The following is a 17926-nucleotide window of genomic DNA, read 5'->3' on the forward strand; positions in this document are numbered from 1 at the left end:
GCATAGCGGAATTCGACGCGGCTTCCGGGTAATCCCTTGCCGGGTCAACGATTGGCGGGCGTGGTCGCCCGGCGGTGAATCACCCCGCCGGCTTGCCGGCTTCGGCCATGTCCATGGCCTGGTCGCTCTGGCGCAGCAGCGCGGCCACAAGGTCCGATTGCGTGACCATGCCCACCACGCGGTTGCGTTCGTCCAGCACCGGCACATGGTGCAGGCCGCCGTCGGAGAACGCCTGGGCCAGGCTGACGATCGGATGCTCGGCGCGCGCGGTGATCACGGCACGGGTCATCAGGTCGCGCACCGCACCATTCACGCGGCGCGAGTTCACGCGATAGGCGCGGAAAAAGTCACTTTGCGTGAGAATGCCAAGCAGGCGGCGCTGGCGATCCACCACGGGCAGCGCCTTGATGTGATGGCGCGTCATCAGCGCGGACGCATCGGCGGCCAGCTGGCCCGGCCGCACCGCCACCACGTCGCGCGACATGATGTCGCCGCACCGTACCTCGCCAAAGCGGCGCGAATGGGCGCGCAGCTCGGCCGCCACCAGGATGGCCTCCAGATCGTCTTCCTCGATATCCAGGAATTCACCGCGCGCGGCCAGCACCGCATCGAGGTCCGCCCGGGTAAAGCCCACGCGCTTGCTGGGCGGCACGTCCCGGGTGTGGTGCTGCGCCGCCACCTCGGACGGGCGGTGCGGATAGCGGCGCCGGGTCACGTTGTTGAAGGCCAGTGCGGTCAGCAGCAGCAGCATCGAATTGACGGCCACCGGGATCACCACGAAGCCGAAGCCCAGCGCCTGCACCGCCGGCCCGCCGAATACGGCAGTGACGGCCACCGCACCGCTGGGCGGGTGCACGCAGCGTAACTGGAACATCAGGGCAATGGCGCCAGCCACCGCCACGCCCGCTGCGAGGCCGGGGTCCGGTATCCATTTCGCGCAGGCCACCCCCACGGTAGCCGCCACCATATTGCCGCCGATGATCGACCACGGCTGGGCCAGTGGGCTGGACGGTACGCCGAACAGCAGTACGGCCGAGGCGCCCATCGGCGCGATAAACCATGGGTTGAATCCCAGCAGGAACTGGCGGCAGATCCATTCGGTCAGCGCCAGGCCGATCAGGGCGCCCAGGCAGCTCTTTAGCCGCTCGCGCCAGTTGGCGGCGATTGGCATCGGGACAAAAGTGCGCAGCCAGGCACGGGCCTCGGCGACGGTGGAGGTCGGGTCGAATGCAGCGGGCATCGAAAGCGGGGGCGGCTCTGGAGGGTTGGGGGCGACACGGCGCATTGGCCGGGCGGGCGCGTCGTGGCGCATTGGCCGAGCCCGCAATGTATCACGGCATGATATTCGGCGCAGCCACCGGTGCGTCGGGGTTCCTGATCCGGCTCTACAGTTTGTAGCTGGACAGCAGGATGCTGGTCTCGGTGGCCGAAATGCCATCGACCAGCCGGATCCGGTCCAGCGTGCGGTCGAACTGCTCCAGCGTATCGGCGCGCAGTTCGGCAATGATGTCCCAGCGGCCGTTCGTCGTATGCAGCGTCTGCACGTTGGGATCGCCACGTAGCGCCTGCAGCACCTGGCGCGCCTTGTTGCCCTCCACGGCTACCGTCATCCATGCGCGGATGCGATGCGGTTCGGCTTCCGGCTTGAGCCGCACCGTATAGCCGACGATCTGGCCTTCCTTCTCCAGTTTTTCGATCCGGTTCTGCACCGTGGCGCGCGAGACGCGCAGCGCGCGTGCCAACGCCGTCACCGGCATGCGGGCGTTGTCGCGCAGCAGGCCCAGCAGTTGTCGATCGGTCGCGTCCATGGCGTCTCTCCGGCAGGTCTTGGCAAATTGCCAGCCAATGCAGACAAATTGTCAAACGTACATAGCGATTTGTCCAGTTTGCTAACTATTCGTTGGCGCCAACGGGCAGGAGAATGCACTCACGACATCGCCATTTATCCAGAACAGAGGAGAGCCGCCGTGATCCATCGCCCGACCATCCGCCCCCTTATGCGCCCGACCATCCTGCTGGTGGCCCCAACGTTCTACGACGTGTCGTACAGCATCAATCCGTGGATGGACCCCGACGCCTGGGCGCGCGACCCCGGCGGCATGCATCGGCGCGCGCTGGCGTCGTTCGACGCGCTGCACGATGCGCTGGGCCGTGCCGGGTTTGCCGTGGAAGTGGCCGAGGGTGTGGCGGGCCAGCCCGACATGGTGTTCCCGGCCAATGCCGCCGTGGTGCTCGATGGCAAGGCGGTGCTGGCGCGCTTTCGCTACCCGCAGCGGCGCGGCGAGGAACAGCCGTTCGCGGCGATCTTCGACGACCTGCGCGCGCGCGGCCTGATCGACAGCGTGGCACTGCTGCCCGACGGCTGTTTTCAGGAGGGCGCGGGCGATTGCATCTGGGACGCGCGGCGCGGCCATTTCTGGGCCGGCTACGGCCCGCGCTCGTCGCGCGAGGCAGCCGACGCCATGGCGCGCGAATTCGACCAGGAGGTGGTGGCGCTGGAACTGGCCACCGAGCAGAGCTATCACCTCGACGTGTGCTTCTGTCCGCTATCGGGCGGCGAAGTGCTGTACTACCCGCCGGCCTTCACCGAGAACGCGCTGCGCACGCTGCGGGCACGCGTCCCCATGGCCCAGCGCATCGAAGCCACCGAGGACGACCTGCGCCACTTCAGCGTCAACGCGGTCAATCTGGACGACCACGTGGTAATGACGCGCACCACATCGCATTTACGCCATGAACTGGGTCGGCGCGGGTATCGGCTGCACGAAGTGGACCTGACGCCGTACATGCTGTCGGGCGGCGGCGCGTACTGCATGACCTTGCGGCTCGACCGCGTCAGCACGCCCATGCGGCGTGCCGCTGCGGCATGAAGGAGATCCGCCATGAGAACGAACACGGAATTGACCCGGGAAGCGAACGTGCTGACGCGCTTTCTCGATGCAGACGATGCCGCCGCGCTGGTACGTGGCGTGGGCGTCCGGCAAGCCATCGTGCAGATGGCCGGCTGTGTGCGCGATGACTTCCTGCGCTGGCACGAATTTGAGAAATCTGCGAGGTTGGCGAGCCATTCGGCGGTGGGCGTGATCGAACTGATGCCGGTCAGCGATGGCACGCGGTTCGCGTACAAGTACGTCAATGGGCATCCGCGCAACGCACAGTTCGCGCTGCCCACGGTCATGGCGTGCGGCATGCTGGCCGATGTGCGGACCGGCTTTCCGCTGCTGCTGGCTGATCTGACGCTGGCCACGGCGCTGCGCACCGCAGCCACGTCCGCGCTGGCCGCACAGGCCATGGCCCGTTCCGGGGCACGCACCATGGCGCTGATCGGCAACGGCGCGCAGGCCGAGTTCCAGTCGCTCGCATTTCACGCCATCGCGGGCATCACGACCGTGCGGGCCTTCGATATCGATCCGTCGGCCACGGCGCGGCTGATGCGCAATCTGGCGAAAGTGCCAGGTCTGGAGATCGTGCCAGTACGATCGGTGCGCGATGCACTGGCGGGTGCCGACATCGTGACCACGGTCACCGCGGACAAGACACGCGCGACCATCCTCACGCCTGACATGGTGCAACCGGGCATGCATCTGAACGCCGTGGGCGGCGACTGTCCGGGCAAGACCGAGTTGCACGTCGATATCCTGCGTGGCGCGCGCATCGTGGTGGAGTATGCGCCGCAGTCACGCATCGAAGGCGAGATCCAGCAGTGGCCCGAGGCGCCCGTCAGCGAGCTGTGGCAGGTGCTCTCGGGTGCGGCGCCGGGCCGCGCGCATGCCGGGGAGGTGACCGTTTTCGATTCGGTCGGCTTTGCGCTGGAGGATTATGCGGCGCTGCGGTGGTTGCATGCGGCCGCGGCGGAGGGCGATGCCGGCCGCTTCGTGGCGCTTGTGGCCATGCCTCCGGACCCGCGCGATCTCTATGGGTGGATGATGCAGGCGGACGGCGGGGCGATGCCTGCGCAGCCGCGCGAGGCCGTCGCATCCGCCTGATGGCCGCGCCATAAAAAAAAAGCCCGGACGCGGTGTCCGGGCCGTTGCACATCGAACCTTAATGAAACCTTAAGCGCCGGTGCGCCCCATCATCAGCTGGGCACGCAGGAAGCCCTTGATTTCCTCCAGCGACGGTGTCTTCAGGAACACCATGATGCCCCATTGCTGCAGGGCGTCCGCCACGCCGTCGTAGGCCTGGCGATTGGTGATGACCGCGAAGATCACGCGCTGCCGCGAGAAGAAGTTCTGCAGTTTTTCGATCGTGGCGGATTCCGCGTCGTTGAGTTCCTCCACGTAGTAGAGCACCACGCGAGGTCGCGCATCGACCGAAGTAATGACCGTGTCCACCACGTCCTCCAGTACCTGGGTCTTCAGCGGCAGCGACCATTTGCCCAGCTGGGCACTGATGCGCTGCGCTTCGGTGTGGTTCGGGTGGAACACCACGAGGTCGAGATTGTGCTCGATGCCGACATCCGGCATGGCGCGGTTTGCCAGCAGGCGATGCACGGTTTCCTTGTGGATGCGCCGGTGGCCGCCATTGGTTTTCCAGGCGCCAAGTTCACCGCGTTCCACCATTTTCTGGACGGTGCCCAGCGATACGTTGAGAAGTTTTGCAGCGGTTCGCGTGCTGTAGTACGGCTTTTCAGCCAGTTCTGGATCCAGTTTCATCCAATCACCCGTAGTGTCGATCAGCAGCACAGCACGACTGGCGTGCCGCACGGGCGTCCTCGGACACGCCACGTCGGTCAAATGACCGGGCTGCTGTTTTTACTGACCCTGATTGCTGTCGACCCGCTCCCCGGCCGGTCTTTGTTGCTTTGTTCCTGTTGACGTAGCAACGGCTTCAGGTAGCCGTGCCCGCTTGCTGCAGTGGCGATCTTTGTCGCCTGGCCAGCCATCGCCGCGACGCTTGTGGCGCCGCCCGCTTGCCGGATGCCAATAGTATGGCTTCAAGATGATTCGTTGCTACAGGGAAAGCAATGATTGGCGTCACACTTTTGTTGTTTAACGAACATCGTTGCAATTCGGTAGACAGCGATGGACAAACGGAATGACGGCCGACATTTATGCCGCAGGCGTCGCGTACCGGATCAACAGACTGCGCACGCGACGGTCAGGTTCCCTGGTTATATACATTTGACACATTTGCGTCCGTGGCGTTGTACTCAGCTTGCGCCGCCGCTCGACAGACCATACTTGCGCACCTTGTCGAACAACGTGGTCTTGGCCACGCCCAGCGCCTCGCCGGCACGCGTCAGGTTGCCGGCGTGACGTCGCAAGGCATCGGCGATCAACGCACGTTCGAACTGCTCCACGGCCTGGGGCAACGGCAGCGCCTCGGGCGCGGCGCCGCCCTGCGCGGGATCGCAGCCCAGCCCCAGCACATGGCGTTCGGCCAGGTTGCGCAGTTCGCGCACGTTGCCGGGCCACGGGTAGGCCACCAGGGCCGCCATTTCGGCCGGCGTGGGCGGTACGGCCTCGCGTTCGAAGCGCAACGCGGCCTGCGCCAGAAAGTGTTCGAACAGCAACGGCACGTCTTCGCGGCGTTCGCGCAGCGGCGGCAGTTCGAGCGTGACCACGTTCAGGCGATAGTAGAGATCGGCGCGGAATTGACTGGCATCGGCCAGCGCGCGCAGGTCGGCCTTGGTGGCTGCCACCACGCGCGTGTTCACCGGCACCGGCTGGTTCGACCCGAGCCGCTCCACCACGCGCTCCTGCAGCACACGCAGCAGTTTGATCTGCATCGGCATCGGCATGCTCTCGATCTCGTCGAGGAACAGCGTGCCGCCTTCAGCGTGCTCGATCTTGCCGATCCGGCGTTTGGCCGCGCCCGTGAACGCGCCCGCCTCGTGGCCGAAGATTTCGGACTCGAACAGCTGTTCGGGCAGGCCGCCACAGTTGATCGGCACGAAGTGTTTTGCCCGGCGCCCGCTGGCTTCGTGCAGCCAGCGCGCCACCAGTTCCTTGCCGGTACCGGTTTCGCCGTGGATCAGCACGTTGGCCGCCGTGTCGCCAACGCCGGCGATCATCTGGCGCAGCCGCTCGATGGCCGGCGAATGGCCGATCAGCCGCGCGGCCAGGCCCTCGCGGCCTGCCAGACGGGCGCGCAGGTCGGCCACTTCCAGGGCCAGCCGGCGCTTGTCCAGCGCACGGCGGCAGGTGGCCACGAGCCGCTCCGGCGAGAACGGCTTTTCAAGAAAGTCGTAGGCGCCTTGTTTCATGGCCTGTACCGCCAGCGATACGTCGCCATGGCCGGTGATCATGATCACGGGCAACGCGGCATCGCGCGCGCCAAGTTCGCGCAGCAGGGCCATGCCGTCGGCGCCGGGCAGGTGGATGTCGCTGACGACGATGCCGGCAAAACCGGCCTCTGCCTCGCGCAGCGCGGCTTCCGCGCTGCCCACGGCGCGCGTGGCGATACCTTCGAGCCTGAGCGCCTGTTCGCAGCCCAGCCGCACGTCGGCATCGTCTTCGACGATCAGCACCGTCAGGGCGGCGTGGGCGCCGGCCGCTTCGATGACGTGGCTCGGTTCAGCCGACATGGCGCAGTTCCTCGGTAACGCGCGGCAGGGCGACCGTGAAGCAGGCGCCGCCGTCGGGGTGATTGATGGCGGTCAGGGTGCCGCCGTTTTCGCTCAGGATGCCGGCCGACAGCGTCAGCCCCAGCCCCAGGCCTTCGCCGGCGGGCTTGGTGGTGAAGAACGGCTCGAACAACCGCGCAAACGCGGTCTCCGAAAGCCCTGGCCCGTTGTCGCGCACGGTCAGGTGGATCATGCCGCCCGACTCGTAGGCGTGCAGCGACAGGCGCGGGTCTTGCCGGCCCTTCAGCGCATCGAGCGCATTGCCGATCAGGTTCACCAGCACCTGCTCCAGACGGTTCGGGTCGCAGCGCACGGTCAGGCAGGCGTCGATATCGCGCTCGATGCGCGGGCCCACGTCGGCCACGCGCGTTTCCAGCAGGAACAGCGCGTTGTCCACGGCATCGGGCAGCCGGGCGCTGTGGCCCTGGCCAGCGGCGGGATTGCGCGCGAACGACTTCAGCGCGCCGGTGATACGGCCCATGCGCTCCACCAGGCCGATGATCCGTTCGAGGTTGCCTTGCGCGGTGTCGTAGTCGCCCTGGGCGATGAATTTGCCCGTGTTGCCCGACAGCGTGCGCAAGGCCGCCAGCGGCTGGTTCAGTTCGTGGGCGATGCCGGCGGACATCTGTCCCACGGCAGCCAGCTTGCCGGCCTGCATCAGCCCGTCCTGGGCCTGGCGCAGGTAGGTTTCGGTCCGGATGCGCTCGCCGACCTCGGCCTGCAACTGCTGGTTGGTGGCGGACAGATCGGCGGTGCGCTCGGCCACCTTGCGTTCGAGCTCGCTGTTGGCGGCTTCCAGTGCGGCGCGCGCCGCCAGGCGCTCGCCCACGATGCGCCGCCGCACGTTCCAGGCGGCGCCCAGCAGCAGCACGAAGGCGGCCAGCACGCCGGCCAGCGCGGCGCTGTTGAGCGCGGCCACGCGCGCCTGGGACGTATTGGTCAGCAGGGTCAGGTCCCAGTCGGTGCCGGGCAGGGCCAGGTGCTGGGCCAGCATCGGCGGGCCCTGGCGCAGCCGCACCAGCGCGTCGCCGCCCTGCGACGGCCCATTGGCCAGCGGCCGCACCGTGGTGAGCGCCAGTTGCGGCAGCGGGGCGCGGTTGTATTGCAGGCTGCGGTCCAGCCGCGCGCGCTGGTCGTCCGACAGCGGCCGCAGCGCGGCGAGCTTCCACGACGGGTCCGATGCCAGGATCACCACGCCGTTCTCGTCGGCCAGCAGCATCTGGCTGTCGTTGCCCTGCCAGCGGTTTTCCAGCGGTTCCAGCCCGATCTTGACCACGGCCACGCCCACCGGGTGATCGCGGTCGCCCAGCGGCGCCGACAGGTAGTACCCCGACTCGCTGCGCGTGGTGCCCACGCCGTAGAAGCGCCCCAGCTGGCCTTCGATCGCGGTGCGGAAGTACGGGCGGAAGCTCAGGTCTTCGCCCAGATAGCTGTCCGGCCGCTGGAAATTGCTGGTGGCCAGCACCTTGCCGCGGGCGTCGAGCAGGTAGATGACCCGGGTGCCGGCGCGGCCGTTCAGGGCCGCCAGGTAGGCGTTGGCCTGCGACACGCGCTCGGGCGAGCCGGGATGGCGCAGCAGGGCGTCGATGCGCGCGTCCAGTGACAGCAGGCTGGGCACGTAGTCATAGCGGGCCAGTTCGCTTTCCAGCGCCTGGGCGTACAGCCGCATCTGCACCTGGCCGCGCTCGGCCTGGCGGGTCAGCGCGGCATCGTAGGTATAGCGATAGCCCAGCCAGCCGGCCCCGGTGACCAGCACGGCCAGCGCAAGCAGGGCGACAAAGGGAGCCATGCGGCGCCAGGGCGAGAGGGACGCCCGGTCGCCGTCGGAGGGGGACACGATCATGCGGATTCGGGAATGCGGACGCTGCCGTGTGGCCTATCGGGCTGGGTATGTGATCGGAAGACCACTCGCGAATTGCCCGGTGCGGTTCGGCAAGGCGACGTTTTACCACAGCCGGCAGCCAGCCCGTCCGAAGTGGCGCCCCCATGGTTCACCCGTTCGGGTCACGCTGCCTGCCGCCGCGCCGGAATCCGTAAACGCAAAAAGGCCCGGCCGCCTGATCGGCAGCCGGGCCCCTGGCACGCCTCCAGCCAGCTTACTTGCCGGCCAGGGCCTGAACGGGTGTCAGGCCGGCGTCGTCAGCCGAGGTATCTGCCTCGTCAGACAGTTCCGGCGCGCCAATCGCGTTCTCGCTTTTGGCGACAACGGTTGTGGCAATGGCGTTGCCAAGCACATTGGTCACGGTGCGGCCCATGTCCAGGACATGGTCGATGCCCAGCACGAGCAGGATGCCGGCCTCGGGCAGGCCGAACATCGGCAGCACGGCGGCCACCACCACCAGCGATGCGCGCGGCACGCCGGCGATGCCCTTGCTGGTCACCAGCAGCACCAGCAGCATCGTGATCTGCTGCGACAGCGACAGCTGGATGCCGTACACCTGCGCCACGAACAGCGCGGCGAACGACGTGTACATGATCGAGCCGTCGAGGTTGAACGAATAGCCCAGCGGCAGCACGAAATTGGTGATGCGGCTCTTCACGCCAAAGCGGTTCAGCTGGTCGATGACCTTCGGATAGGCCGATTCGCTGCTGGCCGTGGCAAAGCCGATCATCAGCGGCGCGCGCAGCTGGCGGATCAGCTTGAAGATGTCGCGGCCCAGGAAGTAGTAGCCCCCGGCGATCAGCGCGATCCACAGCAGCGCCAGCGACAGGTACACGCTGCCCAGCAACTTGGCGTACACCACCAGCACGCCCAGGCCCTGCGCGGTGATCACGGCCGCCACGGCGCCGAACACGCCCAGCGGCGCGAACGCCATCACGTAGTTGGTGACCTTCAGCATGATGTGGCCCAGGCCATCGATGGCGGCCAGCACGGGCTTGCCCACGCCGTCCTTGAGCGTGCCCAGCGCGAAGCCGAAGAACAGCGAGAACACCACGATCTGCAGCACCTCATTGGTGGCCATGGCCTCGACAAAGCTCTTCGGGAACATGTGGGCGACAAAGTCGCGCAGGTTCAGGGCGCCGGTCTTGAGGTTCGACGCGGCGTCGGCGGCCGGCAGCGGCAGGTTCATGCCATGGCCCGGGGCCAGCACGTTGGCCATCAGCAGGCCCAGCAGCAGCGACGTGATCGATGCGGCCATGAACCACGCCATGGCCTTCAGGCCGATGCGGCCGACGGTCTTGCCGTCGCCCATGCTGGCAATGCCCGACACCAGCGTGGCAAACACCAGCGGGCCGATGATCATCTTGATCATCCGCAGGAACACGTCGGTCAGAATTGACAGGTGATCGGCGATCGACTTGGCCATGGCCGCGTCCGGGGCCATGTTGTGCGCGGCACTGCCGACGATCACGCCGAGCAGCATCGCAACAAAAATCAGGGTTGGCAGTCGTTTTGTCATCGTGGGTACATCCTCCTTTGTGCCGGACCGGGCGCACGAACGGCCCTGGGGGAGGGCTGCGCACCCGGGACCGGATGTCATACGGCGGCGGCTAGATTGCACGAGCCGTGCCAGCCCGGTTGCACCTGGATACAGATGTAAAACGATGAATACAAAGGGATTTTTGAAGCGACGACGGCGCACTGTTCGGGAATCCGAACGCGGGGCGCAAAACGCCGTCCGGATTTCCGAACGGCGGTGCGCATCCATGTGGTGTCCGGCGCATGCTGCAGTGCGCAAGGTCCGCGCCGTGCGCGGGAAGGATCAGGCCGGCAGGCCCTCGCAGGTGTCGAGAAAGGCTTCCAGCGGCATCGGCTTGCCGATGGCGTAGCCCTGCGCGTAATCCACCCCGATGGCGCGCAGTGTATGGAGCGTGCTTTCGTCCTCGACCCATTCGGCCACGGTGCGCACGCCGAGCCGATGGCCGATGTCGTTGATCGAGCTGACGATCTCGCGGTCCACGGCGTTCCTGGCCAGGTTGCGGATAAAACTGCCGTCGATCTTGAGATAGTCGACCGGGAACTGCTTCAGATAGGCGAACGACGACAGGCCGGCGCCGAAATCGTCCAGCGCGACGGTGCAGCCCGCGCTGCGCATGTCGGCCACCACGCGGCTGGCGGCGGTCATGTTGTTGATCAGCGCGGTCTCGGTGATTTCCAGCCGGATGCGGTCGGCGGGCAGGGCCGAGTCTTCCAGCGCGGCGTGCAGGAAGGGCAGCAGGAACGGCTCGCCCAGCGAGTTGGCCGACAGGTTGATCGACACCGACAGCCCCGGCACGCTGGCCAGGCGGTCGCCGTACTGCTGCAGCACGTTGCGGATCACCCAGCGGTCGATATGGCCCATCAGGTCGTAGCGTTCGGCAGCCGGGATGAACGCGCCCGGCATGATCAGCGTGCCCTGTTCGTCCACCATCCGCACCAGGATTTCCACGTGGCGCGAATCGTCCTGGCCCGGACGCAGCGAGCGGATTTCCTGCGCGTACAGCCGGAAGCGGTTGGCTTCCAGCGCCGAATGGATGCCGGCGGCCACCTCCAGTTCGCGGTGATGGCGGCGTGCGTCGCTTTCGTCACGGCGATAGACCGACACGCGGTTGCGCCCGGCGGCCTTGGCGGCGTAGCAGGCCACATCGGCACGGCTCATCAGTTCGCTGACAGGCGGCACGTCGCTGTCGATGGCGGCGATGCCGATGCTGGCGCCCACGTCGTAGACGCGGCCGTTCCACGGAAAGCGCCGTTCGCGCACGGCGTCGATCACTTTCATGCCGATCTGCTCGGCGTGTTCGATGCTGCAGTCCTTGAGCAGCAGCGCGAATTCGTCGCCGCCCAGGCGGGCCAGCAGGTCGTCGGGCCGCACCTGGTGGCGGATCACGTAGCCCAGTTCGCGCAGCAGCACGTCGCCGGCACCATGGCCGGCCGTGTCGTTGACGATCTTGAAACGGTCAAGGTCGATAAAGCAGAGTGCGGCGCGATGGCCGTGCAGCCGGGCGCTCTCGCAGGCTTCACGCAGGCGTTTTTCGAACCAGGCACGGTTGGGCAGGCCGGTCAGCGCGTCGTGCGTGGCCGAGTGGGCCAGTTCGCGCTGCAGCGCCCGCGACGTGGTGATGTCCTGGAACACCAGCACGGCGCCCAGCACGCTGCCGTCGTTGGCCAGCACGGGCGCGGCGGAATCCTGCACGTCATGGCGTTCGCCGGTCAGGCTCTGCAGCACCGCGCCTTCCTGCAGGTAGGCCGGGCGCAGCGTTTCCAGGCATTGCTCGACCGGGCTGGGGATGACCAGGTCGGTGTCTTCGTCCACGATGCGGAACACCTGGTCCAGCGGCTGGCCCATGGCGGCGTCCAGGTTCCAGCCGGTCAGCTGCTCGGCAATCGGGTTCATGAAGGTCACGCGCATCACGCGGTCCGTGCAGATCACGGCATCGCCAATCGAGCGCAGCGTGATCTGCAGGCGTTCCTTCTCCTCGAACAGCGCCCGGTTCAGGTTGCGCTGCTCGGTGATGTCCCAGTTGGTACCCACCAGCGCCCGCGTGGTGTCGTCCTCGTGGCGCGAGATGGTGGCCATGGCGCGCACGTGGCGGATCTCGCCGGTGGGCCGCACCACGCGGTATTCGGTGTCGAAGCGGCGCACGCCCCGGATGGCCTGGCGCATTTCGGTGCTGACGCGGCTCACGTCCTCGGGGTGGACCATCGCGATCCACTGGGCCAGCGTCGGCGGCCCAAGCTCGGGCGCGGTGCCGTGCAGCGCGTGCATGCGGGTGTCCCAGGTGATCGCCGCCTGCGTGAAATCCCATTCCCAGATGCCCACGCCGCCCGCTTCCACGGCCAGCTGGGTGCGGCGCGTCAGCTGTTCCAGCTGTTCCTGCGCCAGCTTGCGCGTGTGGATGTCTTCCACCTGCGCGATGAAATGGTCGGGCCGCCCGGTGTTGTCGTCGCGCACCAGCGACACCGCCAGCAGCGTCCACAGGTAATGGCCGCTCTTGTGGCGGTAGCGTTTTTCCAGACGATACGAGTCGATCTCGCCGGCCAATAGCCGTTCTACGAGCCTGAGGTCGGCCGCGAGGTCGTCGGGGTGGGTCATCAGCTGGAACGGCAGGTCGCGCAGTTCGTCGGCGCTGTAGCCCAGCAGGTCGACCATGGCGCGGTTGACCATCTGCCAGCGGCCGTCCATGCCCACCAGCGCCATGCCGATGGCCGAGTGCTCCAGCGCCTGGCGAAAGCGCCGCTCGCTGCTGCGCAGTTCCAGCCGGCCCTTGCGGTTCTGCTCGGTCATGAACGCAATGCAGACCGGGAACACCATGACCAGCGCCCCGGACAACGGCACCGAGCGGGAGGCCAGGAACTCCGTGCCCGAGACCAGCCCGATGCATTCGGCGGCCACCGCCGACAGCAGCGCCAGCAGCGCCGTGGCAAACGGGTTGCTGGCCAGCGCGACGATGACCAGCGGCAATGACATCACCACGAACGGGTCATGGCCGGCGCGGATGGCGCCGGCGCCGATGCCCACGCACAGCGCGAACAGCCCGGCCAGCCGCAGCAGCATCGGGCGCTGGCAGGTGGCGCGCACGCGTTCGCGCGACAGCGACACCATCAGCGGCAGCAGCATCACCATGCCGACCGCGCCGGCATTCCACCAGTTCCACCACACCGTGGGAAACGGCGTGCCATAGCGCGCCGAGATGATCGAGGCCCCCAGCAGCCCGCTCAGGGCCGGCCCGACGGTCGAGGCAATGCCGAGCGTCAGTGCAAAGGTGGTCAGTTGTCCGGGACGGGCCAGCGCATGGCGGCCGACCATGACCTGCAGCAGCACGGCCGACCCGGCCAGTTCGGCCAGGTTGGCGACCGACAGCAGCAGCGCCGCGCCCAGCGGATGCCCGGCGACGACGACGTCGGCGGCAATATTGGAAGCCAGCATGATGGCCAGCAGCGCCGGCGCCTCGCGGGTGGGGCGGTGCAGCAGCATGCCCAGGCCAAAGGCGTTGGCCAGCCACACGGCCGCCGCATGACCCGGAACGCGCGCCAGCCACAGGCCGGCCAGCGCCAGCACGAAGTAGCCCGCAGCCGCCAGCAGCAGCGGACGCCAGTTGCCAAGGCGTGCGATGGACGGAAGGTTCGAAGGGGGCGCGGCCCTGTCAGGGGTCATCAGATTCGGGTTTCCTGGGGCGCGCCTGGCGCGCCGAAAGCCATGCCGGCAGGAATGCAATGGCCGCACCCTGCCCAGCGTAGGTGGCACTGTAGTCGCGCCAGGCGGAATCTGACGGCCGGGATAGGGGCATCTGCATGGCTTTGTTGGGACTGGCGCCGCAGGCCGAAAGCTGGTATGGCGGGCGGCGTGGGCGGCGCCTGGCGGGGGAATCGTGGCGATTACCTGGCCGGCATGACCGGCTTCATCGACCGCGCCCCGGCCGGGCTGGAGGGCTGACCGCCGCGCGTATCCCCCGGACTGGCGGCGCCGGCGCAGCTTCTGTACGATCCCGCACGGAACGCGAAGCGCGCGCCCGTTTCAATCGGGTGGCGCACTCTGCGCTTTCTCGGTGGCCGCTCACGGGGGATACCCATGGACGTCAAGCGATTCTTCCGCATTGCCAGCGCCGCGCTGGTTGCCTTCGTGGTGTTCGTGGTGCTGGCCGTGGGCAGCACGTACTGGTGGGGCGGCCGCAAGCTCCAGCGCAAGATCGACGTGGCCGTGCAGCCGGTGACGATCCCGACCGACGCCACGGCCATCGCCCACGGCAGGTACCTGTTCGAGTCGCGCGGCTGCGCGGACTGTCACGGCGCCAAGGGCAACGGCCGCCAGGTATTTGATGAATCCAACGGATTCCGGGTATTCGCACCAGACCTGACCCGCGCCAACCCCGATATCGCCAGATTCCAGCCCCAGGATTGGGACCGTGCCATCCGGCATGGCGTGGCGCCGTCGGGCCGGCCGCTGCTTGTGATGCCCAGCGAGGATTACAACCGGCTGTCCAACGAAGACTTTGGCGCGCTGGTGGCCTATGTCCAGAGCCTGCCACCCGGCCCGGGCCGACCCGGCGAGGTGCAGTTGCCATGGTTCATCCGGGGCATGTATGGCGCGGGCGTGATCAAGGACGCCGCCGAGAAGATCGACCACAGCCTGCCGCCGGCCGCGCCGGTTGTGGCCGCCGTGAACGCCCGGTACGGCGCGTACGTGGCCAATTCGTGCAAGGGCTGCCACGGGACCCAACTGCGCGGTGGCCATATCCCCGGCGCGCCGCCCGACTGGCCGCCCGCCGCCAACCTGCAGCCGGGCGGGGCGATGAAGCACTACCCCGCGGCCGATCAGTTCGTGACCATGATGCGCACCGGCAAGCGGCCCGACGGCACCGACGTCAGCCGCGTGATGCCATTCACCGCCTTCGCCAAAATGAATGACACCGACCTGCAGGCGCTGTATCTGTTCCTGAGCCAGAAATAATCCCGCTTATGGTGCGCACCGCATGATGTGAGCGGGACTGCGCAAGCTTTTCATATTTCTACTATGCTCCACGGGTTCGCCGGGTGGCCAGGGATCTTTTGCCAATGGCCCGGCGTGACGCGCGAATAACCGACTGGGCCAAGCACCCAAGGAGCACCCCCAAATGACGACCCTCACCCTCAACGGCAAGACCGTGGAGGTGGACGCCGATCCGTCCACGCCACTGTTGTGGGCCCTGCGCGACAACCTCGGCATGACCGGCACCAAGTTCGGTTGTGGCATGGCCGCGTGCGGCGCCTGCACCGTCCATATCAACGGCCAGGCCACGCGCAGCTGCGTGATGCCGATCTCCGCCACGGCCGGCAGCAAGATCAACACGATTGAAAGCATGGGCGACGACCCGGTCGGCAAGGCCGTGCTGGCGGCCTGGCTCAAGCACGACGTGGCCCAGTGCGGCTACTGCCAGAACGGGCAGGTGATGAGCGCCGTGGGCCTGCTGCGCAGCAAGCCGCGGCCCACCGATGCCGACATCGACCAGGCCATGGCCGGCAACGTCTGCCGCTGCGGCACCTATCAACGGATTCGCGCGGCGATCAAGGACGCCTCGCGCACCATCGCTGTCAAGGCATAAGGGGCTGCCATGCGTATTCGAGGGATTGAAGCCCTGGCCGGCGGCAACGGTGCGCCCGCTGCGCAACCGGAAGCGGCGGCCACGCTGTCGCGGCGCAGCTTTCTGAAGATGTCTGGCCTGGCGGGCAGCGGGTTTGCGCTCGGCATCGTCGGCGTGGATGCCGCGCTGGCCCAGCAGGCGCCCGCCAGGCCGGTGGCGCCGCCGCAGGCGTTCCTGACCATCGCGCCGGACAACACGGTGACCATCGCCGTGAACCGGCTCGAATTCGGCCAGGGCGTGCATACGGCGCTGCCGATGGCGCTGGCCGAGGAACTGGACGTCGACTGGAAGAACGTGCGCGCCATCCTGGCACCGGCCGGCGACGCGTACAAGGACCCCATGTTCGGTATCCAGATGACCGGCGGCTCGACGGCGCTGAACCATTCGTTCGAGCAGTACCGCGAGCTGGGCGCGCGGGCGCGGGCCATGCTGATCGGCGCCGCCGCGCAGAAGTGGGAGGTCGATCCGGCCAGCTGCACCGCGTCGATGGGCGTGGTCACGTCGGGCAACAACCGCGCCACGTATGGCGAACTGGCGCAGGCGGCCATGGGCCTGCCGGTGCCGGCCCAGGTCAAGCTCAAGGACCCGGCCCAGTTCCGCATCGTCGGCAAGCCCACGCCGCGCCTGGACGCCGCATCGAAGCTGCACGGCGACCCGGTGTTCGGCATGGACGTCCGGCTCAAGGACATGAAGGTGGCCGTGGTGGCGCACCCGCCGCGCTTCGGCGGCAAGGTCAAGTCGTTCAACGCCGACCGTGCGCGCAAGATCAAGGGCGTGGCCGATGTGATGCTGGTGAACACCGATCGCGGTGGTTCGGGCGTGGCGGTGGTGGCCGACGGCTACTGGCCGGCCAAGACCGCGCGCGACGCGCTGGAGATCGTCTGGGAAGACACCGGTTCGACGGTCAGCACGGCCGCGCTGTTCGACCAGTTCAGCAAGCTGGCCGCGCAGCCGGGCATCGTGGCGAGGCCGCTCGAAAGCGGCAATATCGACACCGTGCTGTCCGGCGCGGCCAAGGTCATCGACGCCGAGTATCGCGTGCCGTACCTGGCCCATGCGCCGATGGAGCCGCTGAACTGCACGCTGCAGCCCGAGGTGGCCGGCAACAAGGTGACCGCCGTGAAGGTGTGGGTAGGCTCGCAGTTCCAGACCATCGACCAGGGCGCCATCGCGCGCACGCTGCAACTGACGCCGGAAAAGGTCACGCTGAATACGATGATGGCCGGCGGTGGCTTCGGCCGCCGCGCCGTGCCGACGTCGGATTACCTAGTGGAGTCGGCCAACGTGCTGCGCGCCTGGGTGGCCAACGGCCATACCGAGCCGATCAAGGTGATGTGGAGCCGCGAGGACGACATCAAGGGCGGCTACTACCGCCCGCTGCACGTGCATCGCGCCCGCATCGGCGTGGACGCCCAGGGCAAGGTCGTGGGATGGCAGCACACCATCGTCGGCCAGTCGATCATCACCGGCACGCCGTTCGAGCCGATGATGGTCAAGAACGGCGTGGACGCCACGATGACCGAAGGCATCGTCGAGAACGACTACGACCTGCCGCTGCAGGTGCACGTGCATCATCCTAAGGTGGATGTGCCGGTGCTGTGGTGGCGCTCGGTGGGCAACACCCACACGGCATTCGTCAAGGAAACGCTGGCCGACGAAATGGCCACGGCCGCCAGGCAGGACCCGGTGGCCTGGCGCCTGGCCCGGCTGGACGAGAAGAAGCACGCGCGCCATCGCGCCGCGCTGCAACTGGCCGTGGACAAGTCGGGCTATGGCAAGACGAAGCTGCCCAAGGGGCATGCCTGGGGCGTGGCCGTGCACGAGTCGTTCGGCTCGGTGGTGGCCTATATCGTCGACGTATCGGTGGTGAAGGGCGAGCCGCGCGTGCATCGCGTGACGGCCGGCGTGCATGCGAACCGCGTGGTCAATCCGCTGACCGCCGAGGCGCAGGTCCAGGGCGGCTGCGTGTTCGGGCTGTCGATGATCAAGCCGGGCTTTGCCATCGAGATGGAAAACGGCATGGTCAAGAACAGCAACTTCCCCGACTATCCGCCGCCGCGCATGCCTGATGCGCCGGTGGTGGACGTGTTCTTCGTGCCGTCGAACGACAACCCGACCGGCCTTGGCGAACCGGGCACGCCCGGCATTGCCCCGGCCGTGGCCAATGCGCTGTTCCGCCTCACGGGCAAGCGCCAGCGTCAGCTGCCGTTCGTGATGGCCTGAGGCGGGTTCTTCCTGCCCTTGCGTGCTCCCCTCTCCCGCAAGGCGGGAGGGGGGCAGGGGGAGAGGGCATGGCGTTTCAAATTGCGACGTGTCGTG

12 protein-coding genes are annotated in these 17926 nt (G+C 67.5%); 5 read left to right on the forward strand and 7 right to left on the reverse strand.

Annotated features, from left to right (window positions below; translation table 11 throughout):
- Positions 1-79 precede the first annotated feature (79 nt).
- Both D9X30_RS11535 and D9X30_RS11540 read right to left on the reverse strand, forming a co-directional pair.
- On the reverse strand, positions 80-1240 hold the full coding sequence (locus tag D9X30_RS11535) for an HPP family protein (RefSeq protein WP_153946706.1): 1161 nt from the start codon (positions 1238-1240) through the stop codon (positions 80-82).
- Positions 1241-1385: 145 nt separating this feature from the next.
- The gene (locus D9X30_RS11540; RefSeq protein WP_153946707.1) at positions 1386-1808 is read right to left on the reverse strand and encodes an Lrp/AsnC family transcriptional regulator; all 423 of its coding nucleotides are present in this window, start codon (positions 1806-1808) and stop codon (positions 1386-1388) included.
- 189 nt (positions 1809-1997) lie between these two features.
- On the opposite strand from D9X30_RS11540, the gene D9X30_RS11545 reads away from it, so the two are divergent.
- Both D9X30_RS11545 and ocd read left to right on the forward strand, forming a co-directional pair.
- Positions 1998-2870, forward strand: a complete 873-nt coding sequence (locus D9X30_RS11545; protein ID WP_153946817.1) for a dimethylarginine dimethylaminohydrolase family protein — start codon at positions 1998-2000, stop codon at positions 2868-2870.
- A 12-nt stretch (positions 2871-2882) separates the two neighbouring features.
- Positions 2883-3986: an ornithine cyclodeaminase gene (ocd, locus tag D9X30_RS11550; RefSeq protein ID WP_153946708.1), complete on the forward strand. Its 1104-nt coding sequence runs from the start codon at positions 2883-2885 to the stop codon at positions 3984-3986.
- Between the two features lie 69 nt (positions 3987-4055).
- On the opposite strand, the gene D9X30_RS11555 is transcribed toward ocd, so the two are convergent.
- From D9X30_RS11555 to D9X30_RS11575, 5 genes are all read right to left on the reverse strand, one after another.
- A complete protein-coding gene (locus tag D9X30_RS11555; protein WP_153946709.1) occupies positions 4056-4655 on the reverse strand; it encodes a helix-turn-helix domain-containing protein in 600 nt (199 codons plus the stop codon).
- A 497-nt stretch (positions 4656-5152) separates the two neighbouring features.
- On the reverse strand, positions 5153-6529 hold the full coding sequence (locus D9X30_RS11560) for a sigma-54-dependent transcriptional regulator (RefSeq protein WP_153946710.1): 1377 nt from the start codon (positions 6527-6529) through the stop codon (positions 5153-5155).
- Positions 6519-8411 carry a sensor histidine kinase gene (locus D9X30_RS11565; protein WP_153946711.1) on the reverse strand — a complete coding sequence of 631 codons (1893 nt, stop codon included), beginning with the start codon at positions 8409-8411 and terminating at the stop codon, positions 6519-6521. The genes D9X30_RS11560 and D9X30_RS11565 overlap by 11 nt, the downstream gene beginning before the upstream one ends.
- A gap of 253 nt (positions 8412-8664) precedes the next feature.
- Positions 8665-9969 (reverse strand): dicarboxylate/amino acid:cation symporter, encoded by a 1305-nt coding sequence (locus D9X30_RS11570; protein ID WP_153946712.1) that lies wholly within the window; start codon positions 9967-9969, stop codon positions 8665-8667.
- Between the two features lie 303 nt (positions 9970-10272).
- Entirely contained in the window at positions 10273-13644 is a 3372-nt protein-coding gene (locus tag D9X30_RS11575; RefSeq protein WP_153946713.1) for a diguanylate cyclase, read from the reverse strand.
- 414 nt (positions 13645-14058) lie between these two features.
- Between D9X30_RS11575 and D9X30_RS11580 the strand changes: the two genes are divergently transcribed.
- The 3 genes from D9X30_RS11580 (at position 14059) to D9X30_RS11590 (ending at position 17830) form a co-directional block, all read left to right on the forward strand.
- Positions 14059-14937, forward strand: a complete 879-nt coding sequence (locus D9X30_RS11580) for a c-type cytochrome (protein WP_153946714.1) — start codon at positions 14059-14061, stop codon at positions 14935-14937.
- Between the two features lie 163 nt (positions 14938-15100).
- Positions 15101-15568 (forward strand): (2Fe-2S)-binding protein, encoded by a 468-nt coding sequence (locus tag D9X30_RS11585; RefSeq protein ID WP_153946715.1) that lies wholly within the window; start codon positions 15101-15103, stop codon positions 15566-15568.
- Between the two features lie 9 nt (positions 15569-15577).
- The gene (locus tag D9X30_RS11590) at positions 15578-17830 is read left to right on the forward strand and encodes a xanthine dehydrogenase family protein molybdopterin-binding subunit (protein ID WP_153946716.1); all 2253 of its coding nucleotides are present in this window, start codon (positions 15578-15580) and stop codon (positions 17828-17830) included.
- The last annotated feature ends 96 nt before the right edge of the window (positions 17831-17926 follow it).

Origin of the sequence: Cupriavidus sp. U2, assembly GCF_009663685.2 — a bacterium.
Taxonomy (GTDB): Bacteria; Pseudomonadota; Gammaproteobacteria; order Burkholderiales; family Burkholderiaceae; genus Cupriavidus; species Cupriavidus necator_C.